Below are 14,753 nucleotides of genomic sequence, written 5' to 3' on the forward strand. Positions count from 1 at the left end.
GCACCACTAAATAAACTTATAGAATATGTGCAGAACCAAGAGAATCCAGAATAAATCGTTGCTACGCATTTTTATGTTGGTTTCGCTAACCCTACCTATAACGAAGTTTAGGTAGGGACTGCGCTCAACATTTTTGTTCAAGGTCGTGGTATTGGCAGCACTCTGACCCAATTCGCTCTTGATTGGATGAAAGGGGCCCGAATGTCGATTGCAATGGTCGAAACTGGCGGCGATCCAGGTCATGCTCCCGCCCGTCGCACTTATGAAAAACTCGGTTTTAGACTATTGCCGATCGCCCAATACTTCAAAAAGCTTTAGATAGCAGAGCTAATCACGACTGGTGTTGAATTGCTTTGTCAGCCACAACTGTAGATAAAACAATGGAAACTTCGACCGCTCCCAGTTGCAAAAATCGCTCCATCATTGCTTCGAGATGTTGCATGGAAGGGAGAACTGCTTTCAAAATGTAATATTCGTTGCCCACAACGCGATGTGCCTCAATCACTTCAGGCAGAGCGATCGCCAATTCTCGCAATCGTTGACAGTGTTCAATCTGCACCCGCAACTTAAAAAATGCTGTTATGGGTAAACCAATTTTCTCTCGATCTGAAAAACATCATAGTTTTCGTTTCAAGAAATGATGATCTCATCTCTAACTTTCGTCTGAGTATAAAAGCGTAATTCACAACGAAAGTATGATGGCGAAAAGCAAAAATTCATAGTATTAGTAGAGCAACCATTATTACAATTAATACTATGATTCCCTTTCTAAGAGCGCTCAAAATTCAACCGAATCCGTTTCGCTTTCTACTCTACGCTGAATGGGTGATGATAGCTACCTGTTTCTCTTTTGCAATCAGGGAATTTTTTGAAGAGAGACTAATCCCAGTGCAACACTTGTTTGTTCTGGGTATTCTCAGTGTTATGGCAGCTTTGTTGCCTGGTGGTAAACTGTTGTACAAATTGCTTTATGTAGGACTGGAAATTTTTTTAGTTTTCTACGGTGCGACTCTGGGATATTTGCACGTTTTACCTACCTTGTATTTGATTGTATTAATTCAAAGTTGCTTTTTATTCAAACCGCTGATTCGTTGGGCAGTTGCCGGATTAAGTTTTTTGCTGTTTCTAGTTCATCAAGTGCGTTATGTCCAAAATATTACCTTACTGGTGGAGGCGAGCGATCGCCATCTCTTTTGGATGCACCTAATCGCGGAAACATTAATGTTTGGTTTAGGTTTATTCTTTGTCTTGAAATTGGTTAGTACTCTATTATCTGAACGGCAAGCAAAAGAAGAATTGGCGGTTGCTCATGAGCAGTTGCGGCAGTATGCTTTAAGGATTGAAGAGTTAGCAGCAGTGCAGGAAAGAAACCACATTGCCCGTGAAATTCATGATTCTCTGGGGCATACTCTGACGGCACAAAACATCCAATTACAAACATCTGTTAAACTTTGGCAACGCGATCCAAATAAGGCATATTTATTTCTCCAACAGGCACAACAATTAGCAACAACGGCAATGCAGGAGGTAAGGCGATCGGTTAAAGCTTTACGAGAGGATTCTTTAGAACAGCCACCATTAGAGGAGACTATTGCTGACTTGGTAAATGATTTTCAACAGGGAACAGGCATTGCCATTTCCACAAAAATTGATAGGCAAACTATCATTTATCCGCAAATGAGTAAGACACTATATCGCATTGTCCAAGAAGCATTAACGAATATTAGAAAACACGCTCAAGCTACTCAAGTTAACATCAAACTCAGCACAACTCCAGATTATGTGAATTTAATAGTTGAAGATAATGGTCAAGGATTTAACCCAGAGTTACAACATGATGCTGGATTTGGGCTGCAAGGAATGCGAGAAAGAGTTGCGGCGAGGAGTGGCATTTGGCAACTGGAAACAGAACCAGGTGCAGGTTGCCGAATTATTGTTAAACTTCCCATATAAAATAAGCTTGAACAGGCTGATAGATAATTTAAAAATTTTGTATATCTGAAGATATATTAGAAAACCTCATTCTTTCGGAACAAGAATGCGATCGCATATCAAGCCACACTGAAACTATAGGGAGTTATTCCAATCAAGGGCAGCAGATTTGAACTAGCTCTTTTAGTGGTTGCTAGGACAAGGAAAAGGCGCGATGAGCAAATATTCTGAATCAGAAATAGCCCAAATTCGTCTACTACTTGTAGACGATCAGACATTAATTTGTCAGGGGCTAAAAACAATGTTGGAGTTAGAACCTGATTTATGCGTTGTTGGCATTGCTAATAATGGAGAAGTTGCTATTCAACAGGTCGCTGCCTTGAATCCAGATTTAGTATTGATGGATGTGCGAATGCCTGTTATGGATGGTCGAGCCGCTACAAGAGCCATCTGTCAGCAGTTCTCAGACGTAAAAGTTCTTGTGCTGAGTACTTTCGATGACGATCGATATATTTCCGACTCAATTCGCGCAGGTGCTAAGGGTTATTTACTCAAAGATATGCCAGCAGATGAGTTGGTGCAGGCAATCCGACTTGCCCATCGTGGCTACACTCAAATGGCACCGGGGCTGATGGAAAAACTGATGGCGAACACATCGGAAACCGAGATGGCTCAATCAGAACCAACAACCCCTGATTTAGAATCATTAACTCCGCGTGAACAAGATGTATTGCGTCTGATTAAAAATGGTCTGACGAATCGAGAAATTGCCAAAGAACTCTATATTTCCGAAGGTACAGTGAAAACTCATGTAACTCATTTATTCGATCGCTTGAACCTGCGGAATCGAGCACAACTGGCAATTTATGCCAATTCAGTCTATCGTCCCAGCTAAATTCAGTACAGGAGATCAGCATCTTTCCAGCCGATCAAAGCGACCTGGGTAAGACCATTTCCAGTTAGAGCTACGACCAGCAGCTATAGATCTACAAGCACCGTCACGGGCAAATGCAAGAACAACTTTTACCCGCTGATTAGTTTTACAAGTGTTCCGCACAGTTAGATGGTCGGTGTAGCCACTGTCGTTAAGCCTAGTTTTCAGGCATTGTGGTGCAGGGGCAGCGGAAGCTGGAACACTACTCATAATCAGAAGAGAAGCTGTGGAAGTGGCGACAGCTGCCGCAATCCGGCTTAATTTCATCAAACCCTGTTTATTAGCATTAGCGATCGCACCAGAAACATTCCTATTACTTAAACGCATAATTTGTCTTCCTTGGTTGATATAGTTTGCTTGCTAAGAAATGGGAATTTACTGATTCCTTTTTCTTTAGCTACCTTCTAGTCTAAGAATTTAACTTTTAAGAAACCTCAGAGAAAAGTCAGAACAGACCTCAGCGAAAGCATAAATAAACATCTGACTTTCGTTGATGTTTAGTCATCTTTTTCTGCGACTTTAGACAGTGGAAAACTAACCCTATAATTGCCAATATTGAAAAATATCATTTCATCAACTTAATGCCAACCTTAACATTTTAATAAGGAGATATCTAGATATGTTTGCAGGCAAAGGGACATACATGGCTATAGGAATTGCGATCGGCATTGGGATCGGCTCTCTCATTGGTACAGTATTCGGCAACGTCGTTATCGGAATTATAATTGGCTCAAGTTTAGGTGCAGCTGTAGCAACTGTTTTCATTGAAAAAGGGACTTTCTGAGAGGAAGCTATGTCAACTGAAAGTAATAAGGTGAAGAATGAAGTCCTAATACGCACATTGATAGATGAGTTGACTAACGCGATCCGTACTAAGGATGTCGATCGTTTAACATCTTGCTATGCTGCGGATACCGTTATGTTTGTTCTTGCACCTCCCCTTCAAATCAAAGGAAATGAAGGTTCCAGCAAAAAGAATTTGGAGGAGTGGTTTGCTTCATTTCAAGGCTCAATCGGCTACGAAATTCGTGACTTGCACATCACTACAAGCGATGAAGTTGCTTTCTGCTATAGCCTGAACCAAATCAGCGGAACGAGGAGCGATGGCAGTAAAACAGACATCTGGGTGCGTGAGACTCTCTGCTTTTACAAAATCAATAGTGAATGGAAAATTCTACATCAACATCAATCCGTGCCTTTCTACATGGATGGCAGCAACAAAGCGGCGATCGATCTTAAACCGTAGTTTTTCGTCATGATATATACATCGGTGAAAAGCTAAATTCTGGTTTCTAGCCATTCTTGGAAAAGAGTTTCTAATACTTGCTCTCTAACTTCATTGAGTTCTATAGGAAACCATTTTTCAATTTTAACAATGTGATAACCCAACTTTGTTTGAATAGGTCCGATCGCTTCACCTTCCTTTGCTTCCAAAATAGCCTCAGCTATCTCTGGCATTAGTGAGGAGGTAAATACAAATTGCGGTTACTAAGATAATGTTGATCGACTACATCTCCAAATAAATATTCTTTCAGTTTCTTAAACAGCGGACTAGAAGATCACTGTAGTCAACGAAAGTTAGAGATAAGTTAAGTCTTTCGTTTAGGCAAAATCAAGATGTTCTTCAGAGGTTCCTTCTATATCCATTTTTTACACTGAAAGTAGTTTAGGGAGGTATTATTGTGGAAAAGCAAAGTCGATACTTAACGCCTTTTCAACGAAAACTTCTCCTCAACAGTCTAGAAACTGACTTACGTTCCGAGTACCGTCGCCGCATTGAAATCATGTTATTGGCGGATGAGGGTCAATCTCAGGCGCAAATTTGCAAAGCATTGGGATGTTCTCAAGAAATGGCTCGGTACTGGATTTCAATGGCACAATCAGGTAATGCTCATCATTGGAACGATCGCCCAATGGGTCGCCCGAAAACAGTAAATGAGCGATATTGCGATCGTCTTAAAGAACTCGTCAGCAATAGCCCTCGCGAGTATGGTTACGTATTTCAACGTTGGACAGCGCAATGGTTAGCAAAACATCTCGCTAAAGAACAGGGAATTGAGATTAGCTCCTATCATATTAATCGATTGCTGAAACAGATGGGGCTTTCTACACGATCGAAAAACCATAACACAGAAACACAAAAGATTCAAAATTCCCAAATTACAATTGACAACTTGCAAATTTCTTAATTGCCCAACGAAGCAAAAATTTTTAAGAAAAACAATGGTTTCAACATCATCTGACTTACGCAAGTGCCACAAGACTTAAAGATTTTCTAGGTACGTTGTTGCGCTTTAGCGCCTTCTCGCTTCGCTAAAGCGCAACAACGTACATTCGTCCAAATCACCTCTGATTTGTCAAAAGTCTTGTAGTATTTGAGCGAATAAAAATATAAACACAACAGAAAAATTAACCCGTAACACATTTGGCTTTAATTTGGCAGATTAAAGTTAAATTCTTGTGAATAAGAGAAATTTAAATAATAAAAACATAACTCCTGTAGTTATGCCCAAAAAATAAGGTTAACTCCCTTGAAATTCCAAAATTAATATCACAATATAGAAGTGTGATTAGACAGACAACTGCTAATTCAATTACCACTCAATCAGGAAAACAAAAATGAAAAACAATCAACGTCAAGCACTATTTACAGAACCAACCTCTGAATTTGAAGCTCCTGCCTTCACCGAACTTGATGATGAAGTTGCTGCTACTTGTAGTGGAGGTAGAGTCTACTTTAACGGTCCTGACCCAGATGTGATCTTGTTTGAACATAATAACTTTGGAGGGGCATCATTAGGAGTCAATGCAACAACGGGTGATGGTGATAGTAACCTCGACAACGCTATCATAGGTAGTGGTTGGAATAACAGGGTTTCATCCATCAAAATCTTCAGAGGGAAATGGCAACTATTCAGAGATTCTGGTTATCAAGGGCCACATAGCGACAAAGGCAGAGGCAATTACAAAAATGCTGCTGCTTTTGGTCTTCCAAACGACTCGTTGACTGGTATTCGACGGGTAGGTGCTTAGCTCTAGTTTTCCGGCAATTCTTCTAGAGTTTAATGCTTAGTAAAACTGCTTCAGATCGTCAATTCTGAAGCAGTTTAAAATTCTTTTTTACAAGAGCAAACAAAAACTCAAATTGACATTTCATTAAGGATAAAAAAGATGAAAAGCAATCAACATGAACAACTGTTGACTGAATTAATTACTGAATTTGAAACTTTTGCTTTTACAGAACTTGATAATGAAACCTCTGCTACTATTCAGGGCGGTTGGAATATGCAAGTATTTGATAATGACGACTTTACTGGCTTGCTAGGTTCTTTTAATTATGGCGGTAAAAGACAGCTGATACATAACGACCAAATTAGTTCGATTATCATCAGGAGTGGTCAATGGAGATTCTACAAAGATCGAGACTTTAAGGGCGCAGCTTACACCCTTGGGTCTCTGGCAAATGGACAACCTGCATATTATAAACTAGGCCCAGGTACTCAATACCTTAACAACCAGATTTCATCCTTCCAACAAGTAGGATAACTCTCAATACTACTCGGTTAAGCATTTTTTGCCTTTATCGGGGCGTTCGCGATCGCTATATTCTCTCCTTTGAAGCTCATAGGAGCAAAATATGCCTCGCTCCTATTTTTGTTGGCTGGCAATAGAACAATTCACCCTCTGTCCGAATCGGAAACAATTTATTGGTTAAGGTCTTAAAGATGCGAATCCAATTTGTTTTACAACACAGTGAAGAAGACTGCGGTGCTGCTTGCATTGCCACAGTCGCTAAATACTACGGACGCACCTTTGCTGTCAGTCGCGTGCGGGAAGCAGTGGGCACAGGTGCGCGAGGAACTAGCCTACTAGGGTTGAGACGAGGAGCCGAAGCTTTAGGATTTAATGCGCGTCAAGTCAAAGCTTCCTCGCAAATGCTCGACACTTTGCATAAAATTTCCCTACCAGCCATTATTCATTGGAAAGGCTATCACTGGGTTGTTTTGTATGGGAAAAAAGGCAGAAAATATACGATCGCAGATCCAGCACTCGGCATTCGCTACCTCACCCGCGAAGAGTTAATAACTGGTTGGGGTAATGGCATAATGCTGTTGCTAGAGCCAGACGACAGCCGCTTTCAAGAGCAAGAATCAGATAAAATCGGTGGCTTTGGGCGTTATTTAGCCCGTGCTTGGCCTTATCGCTTTATTCTCGCTCAAGCAATAGCGATTAATATCGCCATTGGACTTCTTTCCCTTGCTTCTCCGTTGATGATGCAACTTCTCACCGATGATGTACTGGTGCGGGGAGATACTCAACTGCTCACTACGGTAGCAATTGGGGTGATTCTGATGAATTTAATCACAAGTGCGATCGGTTTAGTACAATCTCATCTGATTGGTCACTTCGGTCAGCGCCTACAATTAGGTTTAATTCTAGAATACGGGCGAAAACTATTACATTTACCCCTGACATATTTTGAAGGTCGTCGTAGTGGGGAAGTCGTCAGCCGCATTGCCGATGTTAATGCCATTAATACTCTAGTTTCTCAAATTGTCCTTGGTTTACCCAGCCAATTTTTTATCGCTATAGTTTCCTTGAGCTTTATGCTTTTCTACAGCAAGGAACTAACCGCTGCTTCTCTCGCCGCTTTTGTTATTGTCACCTTTGTTAGTTTGCTTTTCCTTCCCACCTTGCGCCAAAAAACCCGCAATCAGATTATTTTAGGCACAGAAAACCAAGGCTTTCTCGTCGAAACTTTTCGCGGTGTCCAAGTTCTCAAAACTACTCAAGCTACTCCCCAAGCTTGGCAAGAATATCAAACAAATTACGGTCGTCTAGCTAACTTGGGCTGGAGTACCATGAAGTTAGGACTTTATAGCGGCACAATTACTGGAATACTCTCCAATCTGACCAATATTGCCTTACTTTGGTTAGGCAGCTATTTGGTAATTAATCGTACTTTAACCATTGGACAATTGTTAGCCTTTAGCGGCTTGAGTGGCAATTTTCTCGGCTTTTTAAGTTCAATGATTGGCTTAATTGATGAATTTATAACTGCTCAAATTGTCATTCAGCGTTTAACAGAAGTAATAGACGCTACTCCAGAAGATGAAAACGACTTTAAAAAGCCGATCGCAGAACTTTCTAGTAATGCAAATATCATCTGCACTAACCTTAACTTTCATCATGCGGGAAGAGTTGACCTTTTACAAGATTTTTCTCTGACTATTCCGGGCGGTAAAGTAACTGCTTTAATCGGTAAATCTGGATGTGGTAAAAGTACTTTAGCCAAACTGATTGCTGGTTTATATTCTCTACAATCTGGTAACATTCGCTATGGTATTTATAATCAGCAAGACCTTTCTTTAGAATGTTTACGACAGCAAGTGGTACTTGTTACCCAAGAACCTCACTTTTGGAGTCGGTCAATTATTGATAATTTTCGCTTTAGTTATCCCCAAATTAGTTTTGAACAAATTGTAAAAGCTTGTGAGATTGCTGGTGCAGATGAGTTTATCAGTAAATTGCCCGATAAATATCAAACAGTTTTAGGAGAATTTGGGGCAAATCTTTCTGGTGGACAACGACAAAGATTAGCGATCGCCAGAGCTATAGCTACTGATCCACCAGTACTTATTTTAGATGAATCTACTGGCGCACTTGACCCAATTAGTGAAGCCGAAGTACTAAATAAATTGCTCTATTCTCGCCAGGATAAAATCACGATTATGATTAGTCACCGCCCCAAAGTCATCGAACGAGCAGATTGGATTGTGTTGCTAGAAGAAGGGCGTTTGAAAATCCAAGGCACTCCAGAGGAGTTACGCTATCTTCCCGGCGAACACTTAGATTTCTTAGACGACATCCTACCAGCAACGAATGCTTCACTAGTAAAATGCTCTTGCTCTCACCCCAACAGCAAAGTCAAAAGCTAAAAGTCAAAAGTTAAAAGCAAAAAAATTTTTTTTTACTTTTTACATTTTAGAGTTTTCCCTATTAGGAATTACAGCCATGATACTTAGTAACTCTAACTCAGAATATCTGCCTCCAATTCAGGACAAAGATTTTCTCCCGCCCCTTGGTTATTGGACTACTTTTGGCGGAATGATTCTGCTTGCTTTTGTCGGAATAGCGATCGGATGGGCCTCTATCAGCAAATATAAAGTTACTATTAAAGCAGAGGCAAGTATTCGTCCGGCTGGTGAATTGCGGTTAGTTCAATCTGCAACTGAAGGATCAATTATGCTCCTCAATGTTAAAGAAAATGAATTTGTTAAAAAAGACACTGTTATTGCTACTATTGATGACTCTCAACTGCAAACCAAAAAGAGTCAGTTGCAAAGTAGCATTCAGCAGAGTCAGTTACAACTCATTCAACTAAATGCCCAGATTAATGCTATTAATCGCCAGATTGTAGCTGAAACCGATCGAATTACTCGCGTTATCGCTGGTGCTGAAGCTGAATTGAGCCGCCGCAGTCGGGACTATCAAGATAAGCAAATTACCAGCACTACTGAAGTTGAAGAAGCCGAAGCAAACGTTAAAATTGCTCAGGAAGAATTGCAAAAAGCATTTGCAGAATTAAAGTCAGCACAAGCTAACTTAAGTGCAACTCAATCTGCTTTGGGAGCAGCTAAGTCAAAACAAAATCGATATCAAAACGTAGCTAATGAAGGAGCACTTTCTAAAAATCAATTGGAGGAAGCACAATTAGCTGTTGCCCAACAAATATCAGCAGTTGAAGCCCAAAAAGCAGTAATTGAAGCACAAAAACAAACAATTGAACGGTTAAAACAAGCTGTTGTGGCTGCTCTTGCTAGACAGCGACGTACAATGGTTGTTCTGAATCCGAGTGATGCAGAAGTTGCGATCGCACAACAGCGCATAGCCCAAGAAAAAGCCTCTGGTATTGCCAGCATTGCTACATTAGACAAAGAACGCAAAGCCCTGCTCCAGCAACAGGTAGAAATTCAACAAACTATTGAGCGCAATAAACGGGAATTTCAACAAGTAGAAACAGACCTTAAAAAGACTAAAATTATTGCCACAGCAGACGGTATTATTTCCAAAATAAACTTGCGAAACATCGGTCAAACTGTGCGTCCTGGAGAAGAAATCGCTCAAATTGTTCCTAGTAATGCCCCGTTATTAATCAAAGCAGCAGTAGCACCTCAAAATAAAAGCAAATTGAAAGAAGGACAAGATGTGGAAATGCGAGTTTCTGCCTGTCCTTATACAGATTACGGAACTCTTAAAGGCAAAGTCAAAGCTATTTCTCCTGATGCGTTTACCCCACAAAGAGATGTTAATTCAGTAGCTCAGGCAGCAGCTAGCTCTCAAAAATCAGCTACAGCTGGTTCCTTTTATGAAGTAACAATTGAGCCAAACAGTTTTTCTTTAAATCAAGGTAAAAAACAGTGTTCTATTCAATTGGGTATGGAGGGCAGAGCGGATATTATTTCTAGAGAAGAAACTGTGCTGGAATTCTTTCTTAGAAAGGCAAGATTGATCGCCGATTTGTAAGCTATTCCAAACTTAAATTGCATAATGAGAAAGGAGGAAAAATACTCTCATCTTGTTGAGAAGTATCCTGCTGCTTCAACAAGTAATTTAAAAGTTTTATCATGCCAGATTGGAATCATTGGTACAAAAGGAGAGCTTTAGCGAGTGCTTTGGCGATGGGTGGAGCGATCGCTTTTCCTTTTGATTATGCTTGGAGTCAGATCCAGAGCGATAATAGTTTGGGTACACAAAGATCGATCGTCATCTCTCCCAACCAAATAAATTTTCAGAGTGATGGTGGAGCAACTAGAGACACAAATCTGTTTCACAGTTTTCAAGAGTTTTCTGTACCGACTGGTGGCAGCGTTCATTTTAATAATACTGCCAACATTCAAAACATCATGATGCGAGTTACAGGTAAATCCATCTCAAACATTGATGGATTAATCGGAGCCAATGGTACAGCCAACCTGTTTCTCATCAATCCCAACGAAGTCGGCTTAAGGCATTCATGACAAAAGTTGAAAAAGCAAAGAAAACTCCGGCGATTAATCCGCAACCTAATGCTGAGATATTTCAATTACACCTGCTCAAGTGCCATTTTTCGCCCGTTGGGATTCAGAAGATAATTATTTGCAGATTCGCATTACTTCTCGGTTTATTCAACAAGTTGCACAACTTGCATTGTCCATGAATCCAGATCAGTTGGAATTACTTCCTGAATTTAAAACTCGCGATCCACAACTTGAGGCGCTCGGTATGATGTTACTAACAGAATTAAAACAGGGAAATACAGGGAGCAAACTTTATATTGAATCTTTGGCAAATGTCTTGGCTGTACATTTACTCAGAAATTATGCAGCGAATAAACCTGTAGTGACAATTTATCAAGGAGGATTAAGAGAGCGTCAAGTTTTGCCAGTTTTAGATTACATTTCAGTATCGGACAACAAATCGATAATCGGTTTTACCTGGGTATCCGTAACTTTCAGTAAGATAACTTTCGATATAGCTACAAACTCTGATATCCTGGGGTGTGATATAGTCAAATTCTGCTAAATTACTGCTCAAACGTTTGAGAGCAATGGGACGACCTTTACCCCATCCGTTTTTACTCATTTTTTGTTCGCGAGGTTGCAGGAGACATTTGCTAGGGTAAAAGGTAATAAACCATGCCAAACGCAATTCTGATTGCGTGTTGACTGGTGTGACTGGTTCTTTGTAAATATTAGCCAGGGCATTCAAACAAAGTTCCCAAGGTTCAGATGAGCGAATCGTGTCTACTATACTCTGGATACCGCTATCAGAGCGTAGTATTTCTGCTTGTATGCCATAAGTGTTGTGAGGTTTGAGCCGCGATAAAAGTTCCGCACTTTCCATCGCCAACCACTGATAATTAGATTTTACTGCTTGCTGATATAAGGCTTCTAACAATTTGCGTCATCATCCCAATACGTGAAACCAGAATCATCAAAAAGCCTCGATTTCGAGAGGGAGATAGTAACGTAAATTACAAAGGAAGGTCAAGTGCAGAGATATATTAATACCAATGTCAAAAAAGCTTGATATCCTTTTGTATTGCTCAATTTTGAGGTTTTAAATGTCCAGCAGCGATCGGTCTGTTAGTAATCCAGTCTCTTCACTAGAGTCCACCGATACCATTGATTGGGAAAACAGTAGACCCAATCAAATTCTCTCCACCCAAGAACTGAGCCTATTGAATGTGCGTTCTAACTACAAGGGATTAGTGCAACTCGCTGGACATTTGGTTGTAATGGTTGTCAGTGGCTATCTATGGATCAACTATTTTAATTATTTGCCGCTCTCCATACCAGCTTTAATTGTCTATGGCTTTAGCTTCGCTACCATGTTTGCACCAATGCACGAATGCGTTCATCGCACTGCATTTGCCAATCATCGCTTAAATGATATAGTTGCTTGGTTTGCCGGACTACTATCGTTCTATAACAGCACCTTTTACCGTCGCTATCATAAATGGCATCATCGCTACACGCTGATTCCAGGCAAAGACCCCGAACTGACCGACCTGAAGCCGACCAATTTGTGGGAGTATCTTTTAGTAATTAGTGGTTTATTGTGGTGGTGGGGTAAATTAGAGACATATTTTCGCATTATTACAAATCAATTAGAGGACTATCCATTCATTGCCGAAACAGCACGAGATGAAGTGATGCGTTCCGTGCGGCTGCAAATGGGAGTTTATGCAGGAGCGATCGCACTTTCCATCGCTTTTCAACAACCTTGGTTTTTCATGTACTGGTTACTACCTTTAATCGTCGGACAACCGATTTTACGAATTATTTTACTAGCCGAACACACTGGCTGTACGAATGACGCTAACTATCTGACCAATACCCGCACCACTCTAACCATTGCACCAATTCGCTTTTTGATGTGGAATATGTCTTTCCACGCCGAACATCATCTCTATGCTTCCATTCCTTTCCATGCTTTGCCTAACGCTCACGCCAAACTCAGTCCTCACTTGGCTCATGTAGATTCAGGCTATCTAAATGTCAACCGTAACCTAATCGCCCAATTCGGGCAGGCTAACTCATGAACCGTTCTCCTGGTTGTTTTATTTTGGAGAACTTCTCCCTACAATGTCAAGTAGTGCTGCCCCAGGCGAAGTTAATTTATCAAACTTATGGAGAATTGGCAAGCGATCGCTCCAACGTCATCCTCTATCCCACATCCTACGGCGCACAGCACACAGACATCGACTGGCTAATTCGTCCTGATGGCATTCTCGATCCTACCCGTTGGTTTATCATTATCCCCAATATGTTTGGCAACGGGCTTTCCACGTCCCCCAGCAATTGCCAGGACTGTAAACTAAGTGAGCAAGGATTCTGGTTTAGCCACCTCGATAACGTGCTAGCCCAAGAGCAATTATTACGCCAAGTTTTCCAAATCGAGCGTTTAGCACTGGTTTATGGTTGGTCGATGGGCGCACAACAAGCTTATCATTGGGGTGTATTATTTCCCGATCGCACCGAACGCATTGCCGCTATTTGCGGTACAGCACGCACCACCGACCACAATCGGATTTTCCTGGAAAGCCTGCGGACTGCATTAACAGCTGACTCAACTTGGACGGGTACTCATTTTGAAGAGATTCCCGAACGAGGCTTCCGCGCCTTTGCCCGCATTTATGCTAGTTGGGCAGCTTCTCAAGCTTTCTGGCGAGAGAAAATTTATTACCAACATGGTTACAAATCCTTAGAAGATTACCTTTTACGGTTTTGGGAAGCTAACTACCGCAAACGCGACCCGCATAATTTGCTGGCAATGATTGATACTTGGTTGTGCTGCGATGTCAGTAACAACCCAACTTATCAAGGCGATTACCAACGTGCCCTGGCTGCCATTCAAGCCAAAACCCTAGTCATGCCTGCAACGACAGATTTGTATTTTACGCCGGAAGATTGCGCTGCGGAAGCGGCGCTGATTCCTAATGCACAATACCGAGCGATTCCCTCTATTTGGGGTCATCGGGCTGGCAATCCTTACCAGAATCCTGACGATGCAGCCTTCATCCGCAAGGCAGTCTGGGAATTACTGGCTAACTAAAACTAACTTTATCCCATTTGAGGCTAACCTGATGAGTGCTGTGCTTTCTGATATCGCCCGCGAAAAAGGAATCCGTTATTTTCTGATCTGCTTTACCGATTTGTTTGGCGTACAACGTGCCAAACTAGTACCCGCCCAAGCGATCGATACTATGGCAAATGGTGCCGGATTTGCTGGGTTTGCGGCTTGGTTAGATCTGACACCCGCCGATCCCGATGTCCTAGCAATTCCCGATCCTAACAGTTTGTTTCAACTTCCCTGGCAACCCGAAGTTGCTTGGATGCCTGCCGACCTCTATACAATGGATGGACAACCTGTGGCACAAACTCCCCGTCTGGTTTTGAAGCGAGTTTTGCAACAAGCACAGGACATGGGTTACAGCGTTCGTACTGGGGTGGAGTGCGAGTATTTTCTACTCTCGCCCGATGGAGAGCAAATTTCTGATCGACGCGATCGCGCCAGTAAACCCTGCTACGATCAACAATCTTTAATGCGCCGTTTTGATGTAATCTCCCAAATCTGCAATGCCATGCTGGAACTTGGTTGGGGGCCTTATCAAAATGACCACGAGGATGCTAATGGTCAGTTTGAGATGAACTGGATGTATGCCGATGCCTTAGTGACAGCCGATCGCCATGCCTTTTTTAAGTAGGGCTTGCTGAAAAAGTAACAGAAAAGGAAAAGGATGATTAACTAGCTAATGGAGTAAGAGTGATAGATAAGTTTTCTTCGAGTTAATGATTTAACAAATAACTTGTGATAATCAATTACTCGAAAAAAGTAATTG

16 protein-coding genes and 2 pseudogenes are annotated in these 14,753 nt (G+C 41.4%); 14 read left to right on the plus strand and 4 right to left on the minus strand.

Annotated elements, in window-relative coordinates; all coding sequences use genetic code 11:
• Positions 1-138: 138 nt before the first annotated feature.
• Positions 139-318: pseudogene (locus ACE1CC_RS21410) on the plus strand (GNAT family N-acetyltransferase); the annotation flags it as partial.
• 13 nt (positions 319-331) lie between these two features.
• Here the strand turns inward: ACE1CC_RS21410 and ACE1CC_RS21415 are convergent.
• Entirely contained in the window at positions 332-559 is a 228-nt protein-coding gene (locus ACE1CC_RS21415; protein ID WP_413272465.1) for an Lrp/AsnC ligand binding domain-containing protein, read from the minus strand.
• A 329-nt stretch (positions 560-888) separates the two neighbouring features.
• Here ACE1CC_RS21415 and ACE1CC_RS21420 point away from each other — a divergent pair, with 329 nt between their 5' ends.
• Both ACE1CC_RS21420 and ACE1CC_RS21425 read left to right on the plus strand, forming a co-directional pair.
• A complete protein-coding gene (locus ACE1CC_RS21420) occupies positions 889-1,953 on the plus strand; it encodes a sensor histidine kinase (RefSeq protein ID WP_413272466.1) in 1,065 nt (354 codons plus the stop codon).
• Positions 1,954-2,146: 193 nt separating this feature from the next.
• Positions 2,147-2,827 carry a response regulator gene (locus tag ACE1CC_RS21425; protein ID WP_413272467.1) on the plus strand — a complete coding sequence of 227 codons (681 nt, stop codon included), beginning with the start codon at positions 2,147-2,149 and terminating at the stop codon, positions 2,825-2,827.
• A gap of 15 nt (positions 2,828-2,842) precedes the next feature.
• Here the strand turns inward: ACE1CC_RS21425 and ACE1CC_RS21430 are convergent, their stop codons facing one another.
• Positions 2,843-3,193 (minus strand): hypothetical protein, encoded by a 351-nt coding sequence (locus ACE1CC_RS21430; RefSeq protein WP_413272468.1) that lies wholly within the window; start codon positions 3,191-3,193, stop codon positions 2,843-2,845.
• A gap of 292 nt (positions 3,194-3,485) precedes the next feature.
• Between ACE1CC_RS21430 and ACE1CC_RS21435 the strand changes: the two genes are divergently transcribed.
• Both ACE1CC_RS21435 and ACE1CC_RS21440 read left to right on the plus strand, forming a co-directional pair.
• Positions 3,486-3,650 carry a hypothetical protein gene (locus tag ACE1CC_RS21435; RefSeq protein WP_413272469.1) on the plus strand — a complete coding sequence of 55 codons (165 nt, stop codon included), beginning with the start codon at positions 3,486-3,488 and terminating at the stop codon, positions 3,648-3,650.
• Positions 3,651-3,659: 9 nt separating this feature from the next.
• The gene (locus ACE1CC_RS21440) at positions 3,660-4,112 is read left to right on the plus strand and encodes a YybH family protein (RefSeq protein WP_413272470.1); all 453 of its coding nucleotides are present in this window, start codon (positions 3,660-3,662) and stop codon (positions 4,110-4,112) included.
• Positions 4,113-4,144: 32 nt separating this feature from the next.
• Here the strand turns inward: ACE1CC_RS21440 and ACE1CC_RS21445 are convergent, their stop codons facing one another.
• Positions 4,145-4,324 carry a peptidylprolyl isomerase gene (locus tag ACE1CC_RS21445; RefSeq protein ID WP_413272471.1) on the minus strand — a complete coding sequence of 60 codons (180 nt, stop codon included), beginning with the start codon at positions 4,322-4,324 and terminating at the stop codon, positions 4,145-4,147.
• A 224-nt stretch (positions 4,325-4,548) separates the two neighbouring features.
• On the opposite strand from ACE1CC_RS21445, the gene ACE1CC_RS21450 reads away from it, so the two are divergent.
• From ACE1CC_RS21450 to ACE1CC_RS21475, 6 genes are all read left to right on the plus strand, one after another.
• Positions 4,549-5,055, plus strand: coding sequence for a helix-turn-helix domain-containing protein (locus ACE1CC_RS21450; RefSeq protein WP_413272472.1), 507 nt, complete (start codon positions 4,549-4,551; stop codon positions 5,053-5,055).
• A gap of 430 nt (positions 5,056-5,485) precedes the next feature.
• Positions 5,486-5,899: a beta/gamma crystallin-related protein gene (locus ACE1CC_RS21455; protein WP_413272473.1), complete on the plus strand. Its 414-nt coding sequence runs from the start codon at positions 5,486-5,488 to the stop codon at positions 5,897-5,899.
• A 138-nt stretch (positions 5,900-6,037) separates the two neighbouring features.
• Positions 6,038-6,412, plus strand: a complete 375-nt coding sequence (locus tag ACE1CC_RS21460; protein ID WP_413272474.1) for a beta/gamma crystallin-related protein — start codon at positions 6,038-6,040, stop codon at positions 6,410-6,412.
• Between the two features lie 179 nt (positions 6,413-6,591).
• On the plus strand, positions 6,592-8,805 hold the full coding sequence (locus ACE1CC_RS21465) for a peptidase domain-containing ABC transporter (RefSeq protein ID WP_413272475.1): 2,214 nt from the start codon (positions 6,592-6,594) through the stop codon (positions 8,803-8,805).
• 76 nt (positions 8,806-8,881) lie between these two features.
• The gene (locus tag ACE1CC_RS21470; protein WP_413272476.1) at positions 8,882-10,393 is read left to right on the plus strand and encodes an HlyD family efflux transporter periplasmic adaptor subunit; all 1,512 of its coding nucleotides are present in this window, start codon (positions 8,882-8,884) and stop codon (positions 10,391-10,393) included.
• A 155-nt stretch (positions 10,394-10,548) separates the two neighbouring features.
• Positions 10,549-10,887 carry a two-partner secretion domain-containing protein gene (locus ACE1CC_RS21475; RefSeq protein WP_459563892.1) on the plus strand — a complete coding sequence of 113 codons (339 nt, stop codon included), beginning with the start codon at positions 10,549-10,551 and terminating at the stop codon, positions 10,885-10,887.
• 421 nt (positions 10,888-11,308) lie between these two features.
• Here ACE1CC_RS21475 and ACE1CC_RS21480 read toward each other — a convergent pair whose 3' ends face one another.
• Positions 11,309-11,806: a hypothetical protein gene (locus tag ACE1CC_RS21480; protein ID WP_413272478.1), complete on the minus strand. Its 498-nt coding sequence runs from the start codon at positions 11,804-11,806 to the stop codon at positions 11,309-11,311.
• Between the two features lie 166 nt (positions 11,807-11,972).
• On the opposite strand from ACE1CC_RS21480, the gene ACE1CC_RS21485 reads away from it, so the two are divergent.
• From ACE1CC_RS21485 to ACE1CC_RS21495, 3 genes and pseudogenes are all read left to right on the plus strand, one after another.
• A complete protein-coding gene (locus ACE1CC_RS21485) occupies positions 11,973-12,953 on the plus strand; it encodes a fatty acid desaturase family protein (RefSeq protein ID WP_413272479.1) in 981 nt (326 codons plus the stop codon).
• On the plus strand, positions 12,950-13,966 hold the full coding sequence (locus ACE1CC_RS21490; RefSeq protein ID WP_413272480.1) for an alpha/beta fold hydrolase: 1,017 nt from the start codon (positions 12,950-12,952) through the stop codon (positions 13,964-13,966). The genes ACE1CC_RS21485 and ACE1CC_RS21490 overlap by 4 nt, the downstream gene beginning before the upstream one ends.
• A gap of 31 nt (positions 13,967-13,997) precedes the next feature.
• A pseudogene (locus tag ACE1CC_RS21495) lies at positions 13,998-14,615 on the plus strand (type III glutamate--ammonia ligase); the annotation flags it as partial.
• Positions 14,616-14,753 lie beyond the last annotated feature (138 nt).

Origin of the sequence: Floridaenema aerugineum BLCC-F46 (assembly GCF_041929345.1) — a bacterium.
Lineage (GTDB): Bacteria > Cyanobacteriota > Cyanobacteriia > Cyanobacteriales > Aerosakkonemataceae > Floridanema > Floridanema aerugineum.

What these genes read in the sequence shown, in the direction of transcription:
- ACE1CC_RS21490 (WP_413272480.1), top strand. Translation starts at nt 12,950, where the DNA reads ATGAACCGTTCTCCTGGTTGTTTTATTTTGGAGAACTTCTCCCTACAA.
- ACE1CC_RS21460 (WP_413272474.1), top strand. Translation starts at nt 6,038, where the DNA reads ATGAAAAGCAATCAACATGAACAACTGTTGACTGAATTAATTACTGAA.
- ACE1CC_RS21445 (WP_413272471.1), bottom strand. Translation starts at nt 4,324, where the DNA reads ATGCCAGAGATAGCTGAGGCTATTTTGGAAGCAAAGGAAGGTGAAGCG.
- ACE1CC_RS21470 (WP_413272476.1), top strand. Translation starts at nt 8,882, where the DNA reads ATGATACTTAGTAACTCTAACTCAGAATATCTGCCTCCAATTCAGGAC.
- ACE1CC_RS21440 (WP_413272470.1), top strand. Translation starts at nt 3,660, where the DNA reads ATGTCAACTGAAAGTAATAAGGTGAAGAATGAAGTCCTAATACGCACA.
- ACE1CC_RS21425 (WP_413272467.1), top strand. Translation starts at nt 2,147, where the DNA reads ATGAGCAAATATTCTGAATCAGAAATAGCCCAAATTCGTCTACTACTT.
- ACE1CC_RS21455 (WP_413272473.1), top strand. Translation starts at nt 5,486, where the DNA reads ATGAAAAACAATCAACGTCAAGCACTATTTACAGAACCAACCTCTGAA.
- ACE1CC_RS21485 (WP_413272479.1), top strand. Translation starts at nt 11,973, where the DNA reads ATGTCCAGCAGCGATCGGTCTGTTAGTAATCCAGTCTCTTCACTAGAG.
- ACE1CC_RS21475 (WP_459563892.1), top strand. Translation starts at nt 10,549, where the DNA reads ATGGGTGGAGCGATCGCTTTTCCTTTTGATTATGCTTGGAGTCAGATC.
- ACE1CC_RS21465 (WP_413272475.1), top strand. Translation starts at nt 6,592, where the DNA reads ATGCGAATCCAATTTGTTTTACAACACAGTGAAGAAGACTGCGGTGCT.
- ACE1CC_RS21435 (WP_413272469.1), top strand. Translation starts at nt 3,486, where the DNA reads ATGTTTGCAGGCAAAGGGACATACATGGCTATAGGAATTGCGATCGGC.
- ACE1CC_RS21430 (WP_413272468.1), bottom strand. Translation starts at nt 3,193, where the DNA reads ATGCGTTTAAGTAATAGGAATGTTTCTGGTGCGATCGCTAATGCTAAT.